Here is a 15,521-nt window from a genome sequence, read left to right on the forward strand (position 1 = left end):
GCAGCCACTTGCCGGCCACCCCGAGAGTGGCCGTGGCGGCTGCCCTTACGCTCAGCAGGAGAGCCAGCGCAAGGCCACGCGGGGACGCTCCAGCAGGCTCAGACAATGGCAATCGAGGCCAATCCCGGCCGCATACAGCAATTGTTGCGCCGCACAGACAAGTGGCAGGCGTTCGCGCTCCCAGGCGGGCACGTCGAACGCCTGATAATGGTATTTCAAGCTCTTGGTGGGACGGTTCAGGGCCAGCTTCAGGCGCTCGCCGCCCTGGCGAAAATCGATGGTCAGGGTCTGCGTTTGCAACCAGGCAATATCGATACCCTGGCCGCCCGCTTCCACCGCATCGAAATGCAGCACGCCGCCATACGCAGGAAAGGTCAGGCTGGCCTCGCCCTGCCACGTAAATTGCTGGCCGGCTTTTTCCAGGCCGGGAATGCCCGCGTCGTCACGCTCGCGCATGCCGGCAAGGTCATTCAGCTTGGGCGTCAGGTACAGCCGGTCGCGGTGGCGCCGCACGTGGCATTCGGGGTGCGTGACCAGCAGTTGCGCATCGGGCCGCGCTTCCAGCAATTGCGCCAGCATTTCCGCCAGCCATGCCGTCGACGGCATGCGCAGGCCGCGCGTGCCGAACCAGTGGCGCAGCAGGTTGTAACAGCGGTCCGCGCTCAGTTCACGCAGCTTGCTCAATTCGATGCAGTCGCCGTCGAGGCAATTTAGCAAATCCTGCGTCGCCAGTTCCGTCAGCAGGCGCTGCGCCGATTGCGCATGCTGGGCGCTGCGGGCGAAGCGCTCCTGGAAGCCGGGAAACGCCTGCGCCAGCACGGGCATCACCTGGTGCCGCAGAGCATTGCGGGCAAAGCGGGGATCGTCGTTCGACTCATCGTGGATATGCGCGATCGCATGGTGCGCCACATACGCTTCGAGCTGCTTGCGCGACACGGACAGCAGCGGGCGCGCCATCACCAGGTCCGGGTTGCCCAGCAGCTCGGGCGCGCTGTTGGCGCCATCCATGCCGGACAGGCCCGCCGTGCCGGAGCCGCGCAGCAATTGCAGCAGCACCGTCTCGGCCTGGTCGTCCTGGTGGTGGGCTGTGAGCAGCAGGCGCACGCCGTGCGCCGCGCACAGCTCGCCCAGGGCCGCGTAGCGGCGCTTGCGGGCCGCTTCTTCCGTGCCCGTCTTCGCATTCTTTTCCAGCGTGACACGGCGCGCCTCGAAAGCGATGCCCAGGCCCGCGCACGTTTGCTCGCAATGGGTCAGCCAGGCATCCGCATTCGGGCTCAGGCCGTGGTGCACGTGAAACGCGTGCAGGGCCACGCCCTGCTCCTGCGCCCAGGCATGCGCCAGGTGCAGCAGGGCCGCGGAATCGAGGCCGCCGCTGAGGGCAATGCCGATGGGGCTGCCGGGCGGCATCGCGCAGTTTTCCAGCGCGCGGGCGAAGATGTCGGGCACGGTGGCGGTTTGTTGCTTTTTCATTCGGACTCCGGGAATGCAAAGAGGGACAGGCTGCTAAACGGATGGTGTCGTTTAGCGGACTGTCCCTGGTGTGTTCTACTGTCTTGTCGGCTTACGTCAAGTCGGCTTACGCTGCGCTAAGCCGACCTACGCCGACCTGCACTGGCCGGCGATGGCTTACTCGCTGGGCGTGGTTTCCTTGAACTTGCCGTAGCTCAGCAGTTTTTCGTGGCGGGCGGCCAGCAGGTCCTTGGTTTTCATGCCGTGGAACTGGCGCAGGGTGTCGGCCAGTGCGCGTTTGAGCAAGGTCGCCATCTGCTTCGGATCGCGGTGGGCGCCGCCCAGCGGTTCGTTGATGATCTTGTCGATCAGGCCCATGGCTTTCAGGCGGTGGGCAGTCAGGCCCAGCGCTTCGGCCGCGTCGGAGGCGCGCTCGGCGCTCTTCCACAGGATCGAGGCGCAGCCTTCCGGCGAAATCACGGCATACGTCGAGTATTGCAGCATCAGCACGGCGTCGCCCACGGCGATGGCCAGCGCGCCGCCGGAACCGCCTTCACCGATGATGGTGGCGATCAGCGGCACTTTCAGTTCGGCCATCACATACAGGTTGTGGCCGATGGCTTCCGACTGGCCGCGCTCTTCCGCGTCGATGCCGGGGAAGGCGCCTGGCGTGTCGACGAAGGTGAAGATGGGCAAGTTGAACTTTTCAGCCACTTTCATCAGGCGCATGGCCTTGCGGTAGCCTTCCGGCTTCGGCATGCCGAAATTGCGCAGGGCGCGCTCTTTCGTGTCGCGGCCCTTCTGGTGGCCGATGACCATGCACGGCTGGCCGTTGAAGCGGGCCAGGCCGCCCACGACGGACAGATCGTCCGCGTAGCTGCGGTCGCCATGCAATTCGTGGAAATCGGTAAAGATTTCATTCACGTAATCCATGGTGTAGGGGCGCTGCGGGTGGCGCGCGATCTGCGCCACTTGCCACGGCGTCAGCTTGGCGTAGATATCCTTGGTCAGCTGCTGGCTCTTCTTGGCCAGGCGGTCGATCTCTTCCGAGATGTCGACGGCCGAATCGTCTTGCACGAAGCGCAACTCTTCGATCTTGGAATCGAGTTCCGCGATCGGCTGTTCAAAATTGAGGAAAGTCGTTTTAGTCATTGTACCTCCAGGTTTTACCGGCCACGGCGCCAGGGCGCGCGGCGTCATCTATGTTTATTTTACCGTACCGGCTGCTGCGCCGGGGGCTGCATCGGGTGCGGCAGGGGCGGCTGCAGGGTCGAGACTGCGCCACAAATACCACGTCGCCACGGTGCGCCACGGTTCCCAATTGGCGGAAACTTCGCGCGCATCGCTGCGGGAAACTGGTTCACCGGAAAAATAATTGACGCTGATGCCCTGGATCAAACCGGGGTCGTCGAGCGGCAAGACATTCGGCCGTAACAGATTAAATATCAAAAACATCTCGGCTGTCCAGCGGCCGATGCCGCGGATCTGCACCAGTTCGGCGATGACGGCTTCGTCATCCATCTGGTCCCACTGGCTCGCGTGCACGCGCTTGGCCTTGAAATGGTCGGCCAGGTCGAGAATGTATTCGGTCTTGCGTTTGGACAAGCCGCAGGCGGACAGTTGCTCGGCGCCCGCCTTCAGCACTTGCGAGGGCGTGCATTTCGGGCAAGCCAGCAGCAGCTTTTTCCAGGCAGCATCCGCCGCCTTGGGCGTGATCTGCTGCCCCACCAGCGAACGGGCCAGGGTGGTGAACGGGTCGCTATGGCCGACCAGGTGCAGGTCGCCAAATTGCGGGATGAGCTTTTTCATGATGCGGTCGCGCTTCATCAGCTCGATCTTCGCCTCTTCCCAGTAGTGCGGCACCTGGATCACTTGCGCCAAGTCCGTCACCTTGGGGGCTTCCCCGTTTTCCCTGGACGTAGCCATCATGCGCGGCGCCAGTTGGTCGAGCCGTCAGGCTTGTCTTCGAGAATGATACCGGCCGCCAACAGCTCGGCGCGGATCTTGTCGGACTGCGCAAAGTCGCGCGCCTTTTTCGCCGCGCCGCGCGCCGCGATGGCCGCTTCGATGCCAGCGGCTTCATCCTGGCCGCCGACGGCGGCGCCGACGGTGGCTTGCAGGAATTGCTGCGGCGTACGTTCCAGCAAGCCGAATACGCCCGCCAGCCCCTTCAATTGACGCGCCAGGGCCGGCGACTTGCTCTTGTTGACTTCCGTCGCCAGGTCGAACAGGGCGGCCACGGCCAGCGGCGTGTTGAAATCGTCATCCATCGCTTCGCGCACGCGCACGGCGTGGGCTTCATTCCAGTCGATGGCGCCCTCTTCCACCACCACGTCGGCCAGCGCCGTGTACAAGCGCGTCAGCGACAGGCGCGCATCATCGAGGTGCACGTCCGAGTAATTCAGGGGGCTGCGGTAGTGCGCGCGCAGGATGAAGAAGCGGATCACTTCGGCATCGAATTTTTGCAGCACTTCGCGGATGGTGAAGAAATTGCCGAGCGACTTCGACATTTTTTCATTGTCCAGACGCACGAAACCATTATGTATCCAGTAATTCACGCTGGTATGGCCGAATGCGCCTTCGGATTGGGCGATCTCGTTTTCGTGGTGCGGGAATTGCAGGTCCGCGCCGCCGCCATGGATGTCGAACTGTTCGCCAAGCAAGGCGCAGGACATGGCCGAGCACTCGATATGCCAGCCCGGGCGGCCCTTGCCCCACTTCGAGTCCCACTTGACTTCTTCCGGCTCGGACTCCTTCGACGACTTCCACAGCACGAAGTCGAGCGGATCGCGCTTGCCCGTGTTCACGTCCACGCGCTCGCCCGCGCGCAGGTCGTCGAGCGACTTGCCCGACAGCTTGCCGTAGTTGGGGAAGTTGCGCACAGCGTAATTGACGTCGCCGTCAAGACCCTGGTAAGCCAGGTCCTTCGCTTCCAGCTGCTCGATCAGGCGCAGCATCTGCGGCACGTATTCGGTGGCGCGCGGCGTGTGGTCGGGCGTCAGGATGCCCAGCGCGGCCGTGTCTTCATCCATGTACTGGGTGAAACGCGTCGTCAGCTGGGAAATCGTCTCGCCGTTTTCCACGGCGCGACGGATGATCTTGTCGTCGATGTCCGTAATGTTGCGCACGTACGTGACGTCGAAACCGGAGGCTTTCAGCCAGCGGTAGATGACGTCGAACGCCATCATCATGCGCGCATGGCCGATATGGCAATAATCGTAGATGGTCATGCCGCAGACGTACATGCGTACCTTGCCAGCTTCCATCGGGACGAATACCTGCTTCTCGCGAGCCAGGGTGTTGTAAATCTTTAGATTGCTCATCGTACTTTGCAAGTGGAGCGACCGCCAGCCTGGCAAAACGACAGACAGGCGCGGACACCGGGGGTGCCGCGCCACTGAACTGCCGTGTGCGCCAAGACTGGTCGAGCCGCTATAGTGTTGTTCTTGTTTGTTAGAATTAGGGCGTTAGCGGTCAAGTATAACATTGATAAAAACCATACTGGCCCGATATGGATCAGGTTTTTACGATGTTCAACCGAAACTCATTGCTTTAGCACGACAGCAAGTTTAGAGAAAAATAACGATCAAGGACACCTTCATGCAAGAAATCAAATCGAAACGCCTGTCTTTCCTGGCGCGCTTTTGCACCCTGTTTGCCGGCCTCACCCTGGGCAGCGCCGTCGTGGCAGCCGCACCCGCAAGCCCTTCGCCTACCCTCGACCCCACGCCGCACGTGGCCCTGAAAACCAGCATGGGCGAGATCGTGCTGGAACTGGACCAGGAAAAAGCGCCGCAAAGCGTGGCCAATTTCTTGCAGTATGTCAAAAGCGGCTACTACAAGGGCACCGTATTTCACCGCGTCATCGACGGCTTCATGATACAGGGCGGCGGCTTCGACAAGAACATGAAGCAAAAAGCCACCAAGGCGCCGATCAGGAATGAAGCGCAAAACGGCTTGCAGAACGTCACCTACAGCATCGCCATGGCGCGCACGGGCGACCCGCATTCGGCCACCTCGCAGTTCTTCATCAACGTGAACAATAACGGCGCGCTCGACTACCCTGGCCGCGACGGCTTCGGCTACACGGTGTTCGGCAAAGTTATCAAAGGCATGGACGTGGTCGACAAGATCAAGGCCGTGCCCGTGGTGGACAAGGGACCGCACCAGAACGTGCCAGTCACCCCCGTGGTGATCGAATCGGCGACTTTACTCAAATCAGCGCCCGCAAAACTGTAAAATAGCGTTTTTGCGGCCCTGAACCACGGGGGCCGTCGAATCATTCTTCATCTAATTTATTAAGGATCATCATGACCTCCGTCATCATCACCACCAATCTGGGCAAGATCACCGCTGAACTGGACGCCGAAAAAGCACCGAAAACGGTTGCCAACTTCCTGGCCTACATGCAAGCCGGTCACTATGACAACACGATTTTCCACCGCGTCATCGACGGCTTCATGATCCAGGGCGGCGGTTTCGAGCCAGGCATGAAACAAAAGCCTGCCGACACCACCGTGGAAAACGAAGGCAAAAACGGCCTGAAAAACGATACCTACACCCTGGCCATGGCCCGCACGTCGGATCCGCATTCGGCATCGGCCCAGTTCTTCATCAACATCAAGAACAACAGCTTCCTCGACTACCCAGGCCAGGACGGCTGGGGCTACGCCGTGTTCGGTAAAGTCACCGAAGGCAAGGAAGTCGTCGACGCCATCCGCGCCGTGAAAACCTCGCGCGCCGGCATGTTCGCCGATGTGCCAGTGACGGACGTCATCATCGAAAAAGTCGAAGCAGCGTAATCAAGCTACAGCATCATGAATAACAGGCATTGCAGCGTTTTCGCCTCTCCATGCACTTCACTTCTTGGGAGCGTTGAACGATGACAATGCCTGCCGCACTCTTTATTTCCGACCTGCATCTGCAGAGCTCGCACCCGCGCACCAGCGCGGCGTTTCTTTCTTTCCTGGAACACCATGCGCAATATGCGCAAGCGCTGTATCTATTAGGCGACCTGTTCGAATACTGGGCCGGCGACGATGACCTGGAAGACCCGTTCAATGCGCGCATGACGGCCGCCATCCGCGCCGTCAGCGATGCCGGCGTGCACGTGTACTGGATAGCCGGCAACCGCGACTTTCTTGTCGGCTCCGGCTTTGCCGCCGCCGCCGGCGCCACCCTGCTCAGCGAACCGCATGTGGCCACGATTGCCGGCCGGCGCATCGTCTTGCTGCATGGCGATGCCGAATGCACGAAAGACGTGCAATACATGGAGTTTCGCGCCATGGTGCGCCAACCCGCCTGGCAAAAACAGTTCCTGTCCATGCCGCTGGCGCAGCGCAAGGCCATCATCGATGGTTTGCGCCAGAGCAGCCGCGCGCACAATGGCGAAAAATCCATGGATATCATGGATGTCACCCCCGATGCGGTGGCGCAAGTGTTTGCCGAACAGGCGAGCACCATCATGATCCACGGCCACACGCACCGCCCTGCCCTGCACCAGGTCGACCATACCTTGCGCTATGTCCTGCCCGACTGGGAATGCGACGTCACGCCGCCGCAACAGCCACGCGGCGGCTGGATCGCCATCGATGCACGCGGCAACATCACGCGCCATGACCTGAGCGGCGAGATCATCGACTAGGCTTGCGCCGACCGCCGCACAGGCGTTTGTCCGATAGCCGCGCCCGCCTGGCCTTGCTGTAATGGCGCCATGCACACAGTTTATATCGGCACGGCCGGCTGGAGCCTTTCCAGCGCCGCCGCCAGCCACTTCCCCCTCGATGGCAGCCATCTGCAGCGCTATGCCCAGGTCTTGCCTTGCGTGGAAATCAACAGTTCCTTCTACCGCCCGCACCAACCCGCCACGTATGCGCGCTGGGCCGCCAGCGTGCCCGAGCACTTTCGCTTCAGCGTGAAATTGCCGCGCAGCATCACACACGAACGGCGCTTGCGCGACTGTACGGCCGAACTGGAGCGCTTTGCGGGAGAAGTCATGCAACTGGGGAATAAACTGGGCTGCGTGCTGGTGCAGCTGCCGCCCAGCCTGCGCTTTGATGGGGACGTGGCCGGCGCATTTTTCCATGCGCTGCGCCAGCGCTTCGACGGCATGCTCGCTTGCGAAGCGCGCCACGCCAGCTGGTTCGCGGCGGACGCGACCGAGCTGTTAACGATGCTGCGCATCACCCGCGTGCGCGCCGATCCGCCCGCCGGCCAGCCCGGCCCGCACGTGCCGACAACGAGCGTGGCGTATTTCCGCCTGCACGGCAGCCCCAAAATATACTACTCGGACTATCCGGCCAGCGCTCTGGCGGCGCTGGCCGCCGAATGGCGCGCATCGGCGCATGCGAACAGCTGGTTCATCTTCGACAACACGGCGGCCGGGGCCGCCCTGTTCAATGCGCTGGACTTGCAGGCGCGGATCACCGCCTAATGCAACGGCGTCTGCAGCACCGCCTGGGTCGTGAAGCCGTACAAGGTACCGTTGCCGAAGGCGAGGATACTGATGTCCGGATGGCCCCATGCCAATGCAGGCGTGGAAATGACGCCAGCCGTATCGATCTTGCGCACCCAGCCCTGACCGCTCAGGTACAGATTGTCGCTCGCGTCGAAGGCCAGGCTGGGCGCCCCTGTAAACGGCAAGCCGCCCACGCCTGGCGGACCATCGCCGCCGCTGCCCTTGTTGAGGGTACCGGCAAAAATGCTGGCCTTGCCAGTGCGATCGACCCTGAAGACGACTTGATGCACATGATCGTCAAAATACAGATTGCCCTTGCTGTCAAAAACCAGGCTGCCCGGGTCCATATATTGCCAATTGTAACCAGTCTCGCCCAGCGAGCGCATCATGGCTTCAAATGACACAAACGCCGAGAACGTTCCGCCGGGAGGACGGCGGAAGATGCCGTCACGACCCCAGCCCAGCCAGGCCATATAGCCATCCTTGTCGATCGCCAGCCGAGACTGCAAAGACTTGCCGGTGCCGGCAGGCAAAGCTTCCTGCGTCGACACCTGGCCATCCTTGCTGATCTTGCGCAAGTTAAACGCGGTGCCGGCCGCTGCCTTGTCGGCAAAATAGACGGCGCCATCCTTGTCGCAAGCGATTGCGACAGGACCAAACATGGTCGCGCTGGCGCGCGGCCCATCATTGCTGCCGGCGACACCAGCGATGCCCGCGTAAACGCTGAATGCGCCATCCGGAGTGACACGGCGTAACACCTTGTTTGACATATCGAGCAAATAGACGTTGCCGGCAGGATCGCTGCACATGCCCGAGGTACCCACGTATCCCACACGGGCAGCCCCGCCGACAGCCTCGATCACCTGCATGTTACCTGGCATGAAAGGCATGGCGGACAACACCTTTGTCGCATCGAACCGGACCAACCGGTGCTTGCTGGCATCGTGGACTATCATGCCGCCCGAAGACTCCAGCAACAGGGAGTTGAGATACGTCCAGCCGGCGGAAGCGCCAGCCGCATCGGTCACCGTCCCGCCCACCAGGGTCGTCACTCTGCCATCCGGAGTGACGCGGCGAATAGAGGCGGTATCGGCCAGCAGCACATTGCCGTCACGGTCAGTGGCCATGCCGCGGATGTTACTAAAGCTGGCGGCGGCGCCTTTGCCATCCGCGCTCACGCGCTTGTTGCTTCCCGCAACCACGACGGCCACGCCCTGCTGCCAACGATATAGCCGGCTGCCAGCGCCTTCGCTGAAGTAAATCGTGCCGCTGGCATCGACGGCCAGTTGCGATGGGGATATCCGGAACCCCTTGCCATCAACCAGCTTTTCAGAGCTGACGAGGCCTGCGGGCGTCACCCGGCGAATCATTTGCCGCTCAGCATCAGCAAGCAGGACATCGCCATTGCTATCGATGGCCATGCCCGTAGTCCAGCCGAATTGCGCCAGCGCCCCTTGCCCATCAGCGATCACCGCTTCCGAAGCAGACCCGTCGCATGCCGCGCTGCGTTGTCCCGCCACCGTGCTGACCACGCCGGCTGGCGTAATCTTGCGCAAGAGGGTATTGCAATTCTCGAAAAGATACAGATTCGCCTCGCGATCGATGACCAGGGTCGAAATCCCGCTACTCATGTGGAAAGTGGCTGCGGTTGCGGCGCCATCGTCGGCGCCCGGCTTGCCGGAAATACCCGCGTACACGCTCAAGGCGCCGGCTGGCGTGACCTTATGGATGACTTGCCGGACAGCATCGGCGATATAATAGTTGCCGGCCGCATCTTGCACCATGCCGGACACATTCTGGATTTTTTCCTGCACGCCGGCCAGCACAACGGGCAGGCAACGCACGGCCAAGGTGTTGACGTCGGCATTGCCCACCGTCGCCGCGCCCCTGGCGATGCTGCAACCGAGACCCTCGGACGTGCTGTCGATCTTGCCATCGTAGCTGGCGCCCGGCGCCAGCTTGCCCGCAAAGTGAAAGGCGCCGTTGGCGTTAACGGTGACTTTGTCGCTACCGTTCGCCAGCACCACCTGGGCGCCGGGCACCAAGCCGCTGACCGTGCCGCCTACCAGGTAGCCAGGCGCTTCAGCCACCGGCACGACCGGCGCACCAGCATCGCTGGAACCACCGGAACCGCCGCCGCAGGCGCTCAGTCCTATTAACAAGGTGACGCCGCAGGCCGCGCGCCCCAACAGACTCTGTTTCTCCATGCACTTCATTCTCATCGTTGCTTTCATTACTGTTGAAGAAGATTTTCGCCGAGTAGTTGCCATTGGGCATTATTCGAGAGCCAGCATATTACCCGTTTAACAATGTTGAAAATACACAGATTGTATTGACATGCGATTTTTTACTGTTATAGTTAACTACAACACCAAACAACCATATCAGGGAGCCCCGATGCCTACCGCATTTTTCACGCGCCGCGCCGCCCCGCCCTTGTTGGAGCGCATCCCATGAGCGCGGCATGGAACGACAATAGCCCCATCTACCGCCAGCTCAAGGCCCGGGTGGTGGGCATGATGCTCGATGGCGTGCTGCAGTCCGGCGACGCCCTGCCGTCGGTGCGCCAGGTGGCGGCCGATTATCAATTGAATCCCATCACGGTGTCGCGCGCCTATCAGGAACTGGTCGACGATGCCCTGGTGGAAAAACGCAGAGGACTCGGCATGTATGTCCTGGAAGGCGCGCGCGATAAATTGCTGGCCAGTGAACGCGAGCGCTTCATGCGCGAAGAATGGCCGGCGATGCTGGAACGCATCACGCAACTGGGCCTGGACCTCGATCAACTACTGCAAGCGAGCCGCGACAGTGGCGCACAGGGAGAGAGCACATGAATGCATTGAACAACGATAGCGTCATCAGCGCGCGCGGCTTGCGCAAGCAATATGGCAAGCAGGTGGCCATCGACGGCATCAGCTTTGATATCGCGCCAGGGCGCATCGTCGGCCTGATCGGACCTAACGGCTCCGGCAAGACCACCACCTTGAAAGCAATCCTCGGCCTGACGGGCTTCGAAGGCGACCTGTCCGTGCTGGGACGCGACCCGCGCGTGCAGCGCGACGCGCTGATGGAGGACGTGTGTTTCATCGCCGATGTGGCCATCTTGCCGGGCTGGCTGCGCGTGCGCGACGCAATCGATTTTGTCGCCGGCGTGCATCCGCGCTTCGACCGCAGCAAGGCCGAGCGCTACCTGGCCCACACCAAGCTGGCGCCGAAGATGCGGGTCAAGAGCATGTCAAAAGGCATGATCGTGCAATTGCACCTGGCGCTGGTGATGGCCATCGACGCCAGGCTGCTGGTCCTGGATGAACCGACCCTGGGCCTGGACATCCTGTACCGCAAACAGTTTTACCAGAACCTGCTGGAAGACTATTTCGACGAAAACAAGACCATCATCATCACCACGCACCAGATCGAGGAAGTCGAGCATATCCTCAGCGACCTGATGTTTATTCGCGACGGCAAGATCGTGCTGGCCTCGTCGATGGAAGAGGTGGGCGAACGCTACATTGAAGTGATGGTGGGGCCGCAGCACGTGAATCCGGCGCGCGCGCTGCAGCCGATCAGCGAACGCAGCGTATTCGGCAAGTCCGTGATGCTGTTCGATGGCGTCGCCCGCAGCCAGCTGGCCACCCTGGGAGAATTACACACGCCGAGCCTGGCGGACCTGTTTGTCGCGACCATGAAAGGATCGTACCCATGAGCATCACCCCTGTGAACAAGATGAAATGGCTGATCCGGCGCGAATTATGGGAGCACAAGGGCATGCTGCTGTGGACGCCCGCCATTATCGGCATCGTCATGACGCTGCTGGCCGCCCTGATGACGGCAGGCGCCGTCGCCAAGCTCAAGATGCGCACGGCGCTGATCATCAACGGCGAAGAGATGTCCTGGAGCGCCGTCTTCAACACCCGGACCTTGAGCCCGCGCCGGACGGAAATCATCGACACCATCGCCAACAACTATACCTACGTGGCCGCGCCGCTGTTCCTGGCCCTGGGCTTCCTGGTATTTTTCTATTGCCTGAGCGCCCTGTATGACGACCGCCGCGACCGCAGCCTGCTGTTCTGGAAGTCGCTGCCCGTCTCCGACGCCCAAACGGTGCTGTCGAAGCTGGCCATCGCCATCGTCGTCACGCCGCTGATCGTGGTCGCCGCGGCCTGCCTTACCTCGCTGGCGCTGATCCTGATCCTGAGCGGCGTGCTGGCGCTCAACGGCATCTATGTCTTTACGGAACTGCTGGCCGCGCCGGGCTTGTATCTCGGCCCGTTGCGCCTGTTCGGCCTGATTCCCGTCTATGCCCTGTGGGCCTTGCCCACCGTGGGCTGGTTGCTGATGGTATCGAGCTGGGCACGCTCGAAGGTCCTGTTCTGGGCCCTCGGCGTGCCACTGCTGCTGCTGATCCTGACCGTCTGGGTCGGCAAGCTGAGCATGACGGAAACCGATATCGGCTGGATACAAATGAACGTGATCGCGCGCGCCCTGCTGGGCACGATTCCAGGCAGCTGGTACCTCTTCGAGCCGGGACTGCTGCCGCACCTCAACACCATGGCACCAGGCTCGCAGATGGCGCGCATCGACATCTTCGCCAACTCCTGGTCCAGCCTGGCCATGCCAGCGGCCTGGCTGGGAGCGGTGGCGGGCGCCACCATGATCTACGCCGCCATCCGCCTGCGCGGCTGGCGCGAAGAAGGCTGAGCTGGGTGGCGCCCTGCGCGTATGCCAGCCCGGCATACGCGCAGCTGGCCGGCTGGAATCAGGCCCGCGTCAACTGGCCGATCACGCTGGCCACCTTGGCGGTGATCATGTCGACGGCGGGGCCGTTCGCGCCATGCGGCAAAATGACATCGGCATTGCGCTTGGTCGGTTCGATGAATTGCTTGTGCATGGGGCGCACGGTTTCCAGATACTGCTCGATGACGCTTTCCACCGAGCGGCCGCGTTCCGTGATATCGCGTTGCATGCGGCGGATGAAGCGCACGTCGGAGGCGGTATCGACAAAGATCTTCAGCGACATCATGTCGCGCAAGTCTTCGTCATACAAGGCAAACAGGCCTTCGATGACGATCACCGGCGCCGGTTTGACGGGAATGGTCCTGCTGGAGCGATTGTGCAGCGTGAAGTCGTACTCGGGCATCTCGATCGCTTCGCCATTGCGCAAGGCCTGGATGTGCTGCACCAGCAATGACCACTCGAACGCCTGCGGATGGTCGTAATTCTGCTGGCGCCGCACTTCAGGAGTGAGGTGCGTCTGGTCGCGGTAGTAATCGTCCTGCATCACGACCGAGACCATGTCGGCGCCAAAGGACGCCAGCACCTGCTGTGATACGGTGGACTTGCCACTGCCGCTTCCGCCAGCGACACCAATAACAAACGGTTGGAAGGAAATAGTATTCATGCCGAATGATACCGGAAACATGAGCGGACTGACAGGGAGCGGCTGCAAAGCCGGGCCTGTCACGCGCCATGCATCAGCCGTGCATACAGCTCGGCCACCCGCTCGGCCGTGATGCCGTCGCGCTGCTCCACCGCCAGCGGGTGATCGGTCGGCTCCAGCTCGATTGCCGGACGTATGCCATCGTCGCGCAGGTGGACGCGGGTTTTCAGGTTCAGGGTAGCCGGATACACGGGCAGCTGCGTGCTGAGCCAGCCGAAGAAGGGGCCGATGTGCGCGCGCTGCGCGTCGTTGAAGCACGCGTCCCAGGCGTGGAAACTCTCGCCGCTGAGCGACACCCACACGCCCCAGCTGAATGGCTCGTCCGAGCCATGCACGGGGATGTCGAGGGTGGCGCGCACGAAGCAGTGTTCGCCGTCGACGATGCAGGCGTCGCTGTCGAGCTGGCAGCGCGCTTCGCGCTCCGCGGGCGCCATCTGGTCCATCAGCCACGGCGCATCGGCGCCGAAGCTGGGCATGCCCGTGTGGGTCTCGCCGCAGGAGCGGCACAGGAAGGAAAACGTCACGCGCTGATGCCGCTTTACTCGAACTGCTTGCGGAACGCTTCGAATTGCGCCGCCAGGCCATCGAAGTCGCTGCGCAATTGCAGCACTTCCTGTTCCAGCTGGGCCACGCGGCTGCCCTGCTGCGGCGCGCTGACGGCGCCGGCGAAACCGGCCGCCGTCTCGATCTGCGCCAGCGCTTCTTCGCCGCCCAGCAAATGGCCGTAGCGCGGTTCCTTGGCGCCGGGAGCGACGGCCAGCTTGGCCACCAGCGGCGGGTATTTGTCGATCAGGAACTGCAGGCCGGATTCCACTTCCGCCACGGACTTGAATTCATGCACGCGGCCGCTGCGGCTGCGGATCTCGCCGGCCGTCTGCAAGCCGCGCAGCATCAGGATCGTCAGGATGGCCAGTTTATCTTGCTCCAGCGACCACTTGATGCGCATGCGGTGTTCATACTTGGCGACGCGTGCGCCCGCCTGCGTGATGCCGTTGACGAACTTGCGCTGCATCAAACGCTGCAGCACGTCGTACACGGTTTCCTCGGACAGGGCCATGACGGGGTCGCGGCTGGACAGCTGGTTGCAGCCGTTCGTCAGCGCGTTGAGCGACAGCGGATAGCTGTCCGGCGTCAGCGCTTCCTTTTCGGCCAGCACGGCCAGCACGCGGATCTCGAAGGGGTCGAGCAGATTCGGATTGTCACTGCCCTTTTCTGCTGCGTTTTCAGCTATGTTTACGTCTGTAGTCATGCCTGTATCCTTAATCAACCAGCTTGTTCATTTGCTCAGAATCAAATTTATCACACTCAGGCACAGCCTGGCAGCAAATGCCCGCCGCCTTCAGGGTGGCGAGAATGGTTTCAATGCGCTGCTCCTGCGCCACGGCATGCGTGATCAGGCCCTGCAGGGCTTTCGACAGCGGGTCGTCGCCGTTCGGCGTGACGCCATACGCGGCGAACAGATGCGCAGTGCTGCCTTCGCGCAAGGCGCTGACATCTTTTTGCACGATGTGCGCGGGGTTGCCCACGGCCGTGGCGCCGGACGGCACGGATTTCAACAGCACGGCGTTCGAGCCCACCTTGGCGTACTCGCCCACGGTAAAACTGCCCAGCACCTGGGCGCCGGCGCCGACGATGACGCCGCGCTCCAGGGTCGGATGGCGTTTGCTTCCGCTGTGCAGCGAGGTGCCGCCCAGAGTCACCCCCTGGTAGATGGTGCAGTCGTCGCCGACGACGGCCGTCTCGCCGATCACCACGCCGAAGCCATGGTCGATGAAGACGCGCCGGCCGATGACGGCGCCCGGATGGATCTCGATGCCCGTGATGATGCGCGCGATATAGGAAATGAAGCGCCCCACCCACTTCATGTGCCGCCTCCAGCACCAGTGCGCCCAGCCATGCATGACGATGGCGTGCAAGCCCGGATAACAGGTCAGCACCTCCCAGCCATTGCGGGCGGCGGGGTCACGTTCAATGATGCTGTTGATATCTTCGCGCAGGTGGTGGAACATAATGAAAATGAATGAGGTGGAACGCAAATGGTAGCGTATTCGGCGGCGTGCTGCCGGAGAGGCAGATAAACAACCGCCGCCTCAAGGGCGGCGGTTGATCAAAGAAGCGCTACAAAACGTTTAGGGCAAGGCGCATTGCCGAAGACAGTACGCAAGTACGGCGAGGCAA

Annotated in this window: 16 protein-coding genes; 7 read left to right on the forward strand and 9 right to left on the reverse strand. The window is 62.0% G+C overall.

Annotated features, from left to right (window positions below):
* Positions 1–51: 51 nt before the first annotated feature.
* The 4 genes from tilS to cysS all read right to left on the reverse strand — a co-directional run bounded on the left by tilS (position 52) and on the right by cysS (position 4,772).
* Positions 52–1,470 carry a tRNA lysidine(34) synthetase TilS gene (tilS, locus tag KY494_RS06825; protein WP_219890387.1) on the reverse strand — a complete coding sequence of 473 codons (1,419 nt, stop codon included), beginning with the start codon at positions 1,468–1,470 and terminating at the stop codon, positions 52–54.
* A gap of 156 nt (positions 1,471–1,626) precedes the next feature.
* A complete protein-coding gene (locus KY494_RS06830; RefSeq protein ID WP_010396889.1) occupies positions 1,627–2,601 on the reverse strand; it encodes an acetyl-CoA carboxylase carboxyltransferase subunit alpha in 975 nt (324 codons plus the stop codon).
* Between the two features lie 54 nt (positions 2,602–2,655).
* Positions 2,656–3,375, reverse strand: a complete 720-nt coding sequence (locus KY494_RS06835; protein ID WP_258194910.1) for a DNA-3-methyladenine glycosylase — start codon at positions 3,373–3,375, stop codon at positions 2,656–2,658.
* A complete protein-coding gene (gene cysS / locus KY494_RS06840; RefSeq protein ID WP_219890388.1) occupies positions 3,375–4,772 on the reverse strand; it encodes a cysteine--tRNA ligase in 1,398 nt (465 codons plus the stop codon). Before cysS ends, KY494_RS06835 begins: the two co-directional genes overlap by 1 nt.
* A 277-nt stretch (positions 4,773–5,049) precedes the next feature.
* Between cysS and KY494_RS06845 the strand changes: the two genes are divergently transcribed.
* The 4 genes from KY494_RS06845 to KY494_RS06860 all read left to right on the forward strand — a co-directional run bounded on the left by KY494_RS06845 (position 5,050) and on the right by KY494_RS06860 (position 7,882).
* The gene (locus tag KY494_RS06845) at positions 5,050–5,688 is read left to right on the forward strand and encodes a peptidylprolyl isomerase (RefSeq protein WP_258194716.1); all 639 of its coding nucleotides are present in this window, start codon (positions 5,050–5,052) and stop codon (positions 5,686–5,688) included.
* A 71-nt stretch (positions 5,689–5,759) separates the two neighbouring features.
* Positions 5,760–6,251: a peptidylprolyl isomerase gene (locus KY494_RS06850; RefSeq protein ID WP_219134841.1), complete on the forward strand. Its 492-nt coding sequence runs from the start codon at positions 5,760–5,762 to the stop codon at positions 6,249–6,251.
* Between the two features lie 86 nt (positions 6,252–6,337).
* Entirely contained in the window at positions 6,338–7,093 is a 756-nt protein-coding gene (locus tag KY494_RS06855; protein WP_219891509.1) for a UDP-2,3-diacylglucosamine diphosphatase, read from the forward strand.
* A 69-nt stretch (positions 7,094–7,162) separates the two neighbouring features.
* The gene (locus tag KY494_RS06860) at positions 7,163–7,882 is read left to right on the forward strand and encodes a DUF72 domain-containing protein (protein ID WP_219890389.1); all 720 of its coding nucleotides are present in this window, start codon (positions 7,163–7,165) and stop codon (positions 7,880–7,882) included.
* Here KY494_RS06860 and KY494_RS06865 read toward each other — a convergent pair.
* The gene (locus tag KY494_RS06865) at positions 7,879–10,113 is read right to left on the reverse strand and encodes a hypothetical protein (protein ID WP_219890390.1); all 2,235 of its coding nucleotides are present in this window, start codon (positions 10,111–10,113) and stop codon (positions 7,879–7,881) included. The genes KY494_RS06860 and KY494_RS06865 overlap by 4 nt on opposite strands.
* A gap of 246 nt (positions 10,114–10,359) precedes the next feature.
* Between KY494_RS06865 and KY494_RS06870 the strand changes: the two genes are divergently transcribed.
* From KY494_RS06870 to KY494_RS06880, 3 genes are read left to right on the forward strand one after another with little or no spacing between them, the layout of a single operon-like run.
* A complete protein-coding gene (locus KY494_RS06870; RefSeq protein ID WP_219890391.1) occupies positions 10,360–10,740 on the forward strand; it encodes a GntR family transcriptional regulator in 381 nt (126 codons plus the stop codon).
* Positions 10,737–11,609 carry an ABC transporter ATP-binding protein gene (locus KY494_RS06875; RefSeq protein ID WP_219890392.1) on the forward strand — a complete coding sequence of 291 codons (873 nt, stop codon included), beginning with the start codon at positions 10,737–10,739 and terminating at the stop codon, positions 11,607–11,609. Before KY494_RS06870 ends, KY494_RS06875 begins: the two co-directional genes overlap by 4 nt.
* Positions 11,606–12,604, forward strand: a complete 999-nt coding sequence (locus tag KY494_RS06880; protein WP_219890393.1) for a hypothetical protein — start codon at positions 11,606–11,608, stop codon at positions 12,602–12,604. The genes KY494_RS06875 and KY494_RS06880 overlap by 4 nt, the downstream gene beginning before the upstream one ends.
* 58 nt (positions 12,605–12,662) lie before the next feature.
* Here the strand turns inward: KY494_RS06880 and udk are convergent, their stop codons facing one another.
* From udk to cysE, 4 genes are read right to left on the reverse strand one after another with little or no spacing between them, the layout of a single operon-like run.
* Positions 12,663–13,304 carry a uridine kinase gene (gene udk / locus KY494_RS06885; RefSeq protein WP_219890394.1) on the reverse strand — a complete coding sequence of 214 codons (642 nt, stop codon included), beginning with the start codon at positions 13,302–13,304 and terminating at the stop codon, positions 12,663–12,665.
* A 59-nt stretch (positions 13,305–13,363) separates the two neighbouring features.
* Positions 13,364–13,867: a DUF2199 domain-containing protein gene (locus KY494_RS06890; protein ID WP_219890395.1), complete on the reverse strand. Its 504-nt coding sequence runs from the start codon at positions 13,865–13,867 to the stop codon at positions 13,364–13,366.
* Positions 13,868–13,881: 14 nt separating this feature from the next.
* Complete coding sequence (locus tag KY494_RS06895; RefSeq protein ID WP_152284473.1) at positions 13,882–14,592, reverse strand: YceH family protein; 711 nt, start codon at positions 14,590–14,592, stop codon at positions 13,882–13,884.
* A gap of 10 nt (positions 14,593–14,602) precedes the next feature.
* Complete coding sequence (gene cysE, locus KY494_RS06900) at positions 14,603–15,352, reverse strand: serine O-acetyltransferase (RefSeq protein WP_219890396.1); 750 nt, start codon at positions 15,350–15,352, stop codon at positions 14,603–14,605.
* Positions 15,353–15,521 lie beyond the last annotated feature (169 nt).

The sequence above is a fragment of the Janthinobacterium sp. PAMC25594 genome (assembly GCF_019443505.1).
GTDB lineage: Bacteria > Pseudomonadota > Gammaproteobacteria > Burkholderiales > Burkholderiaceae_D > Janthinobacterium.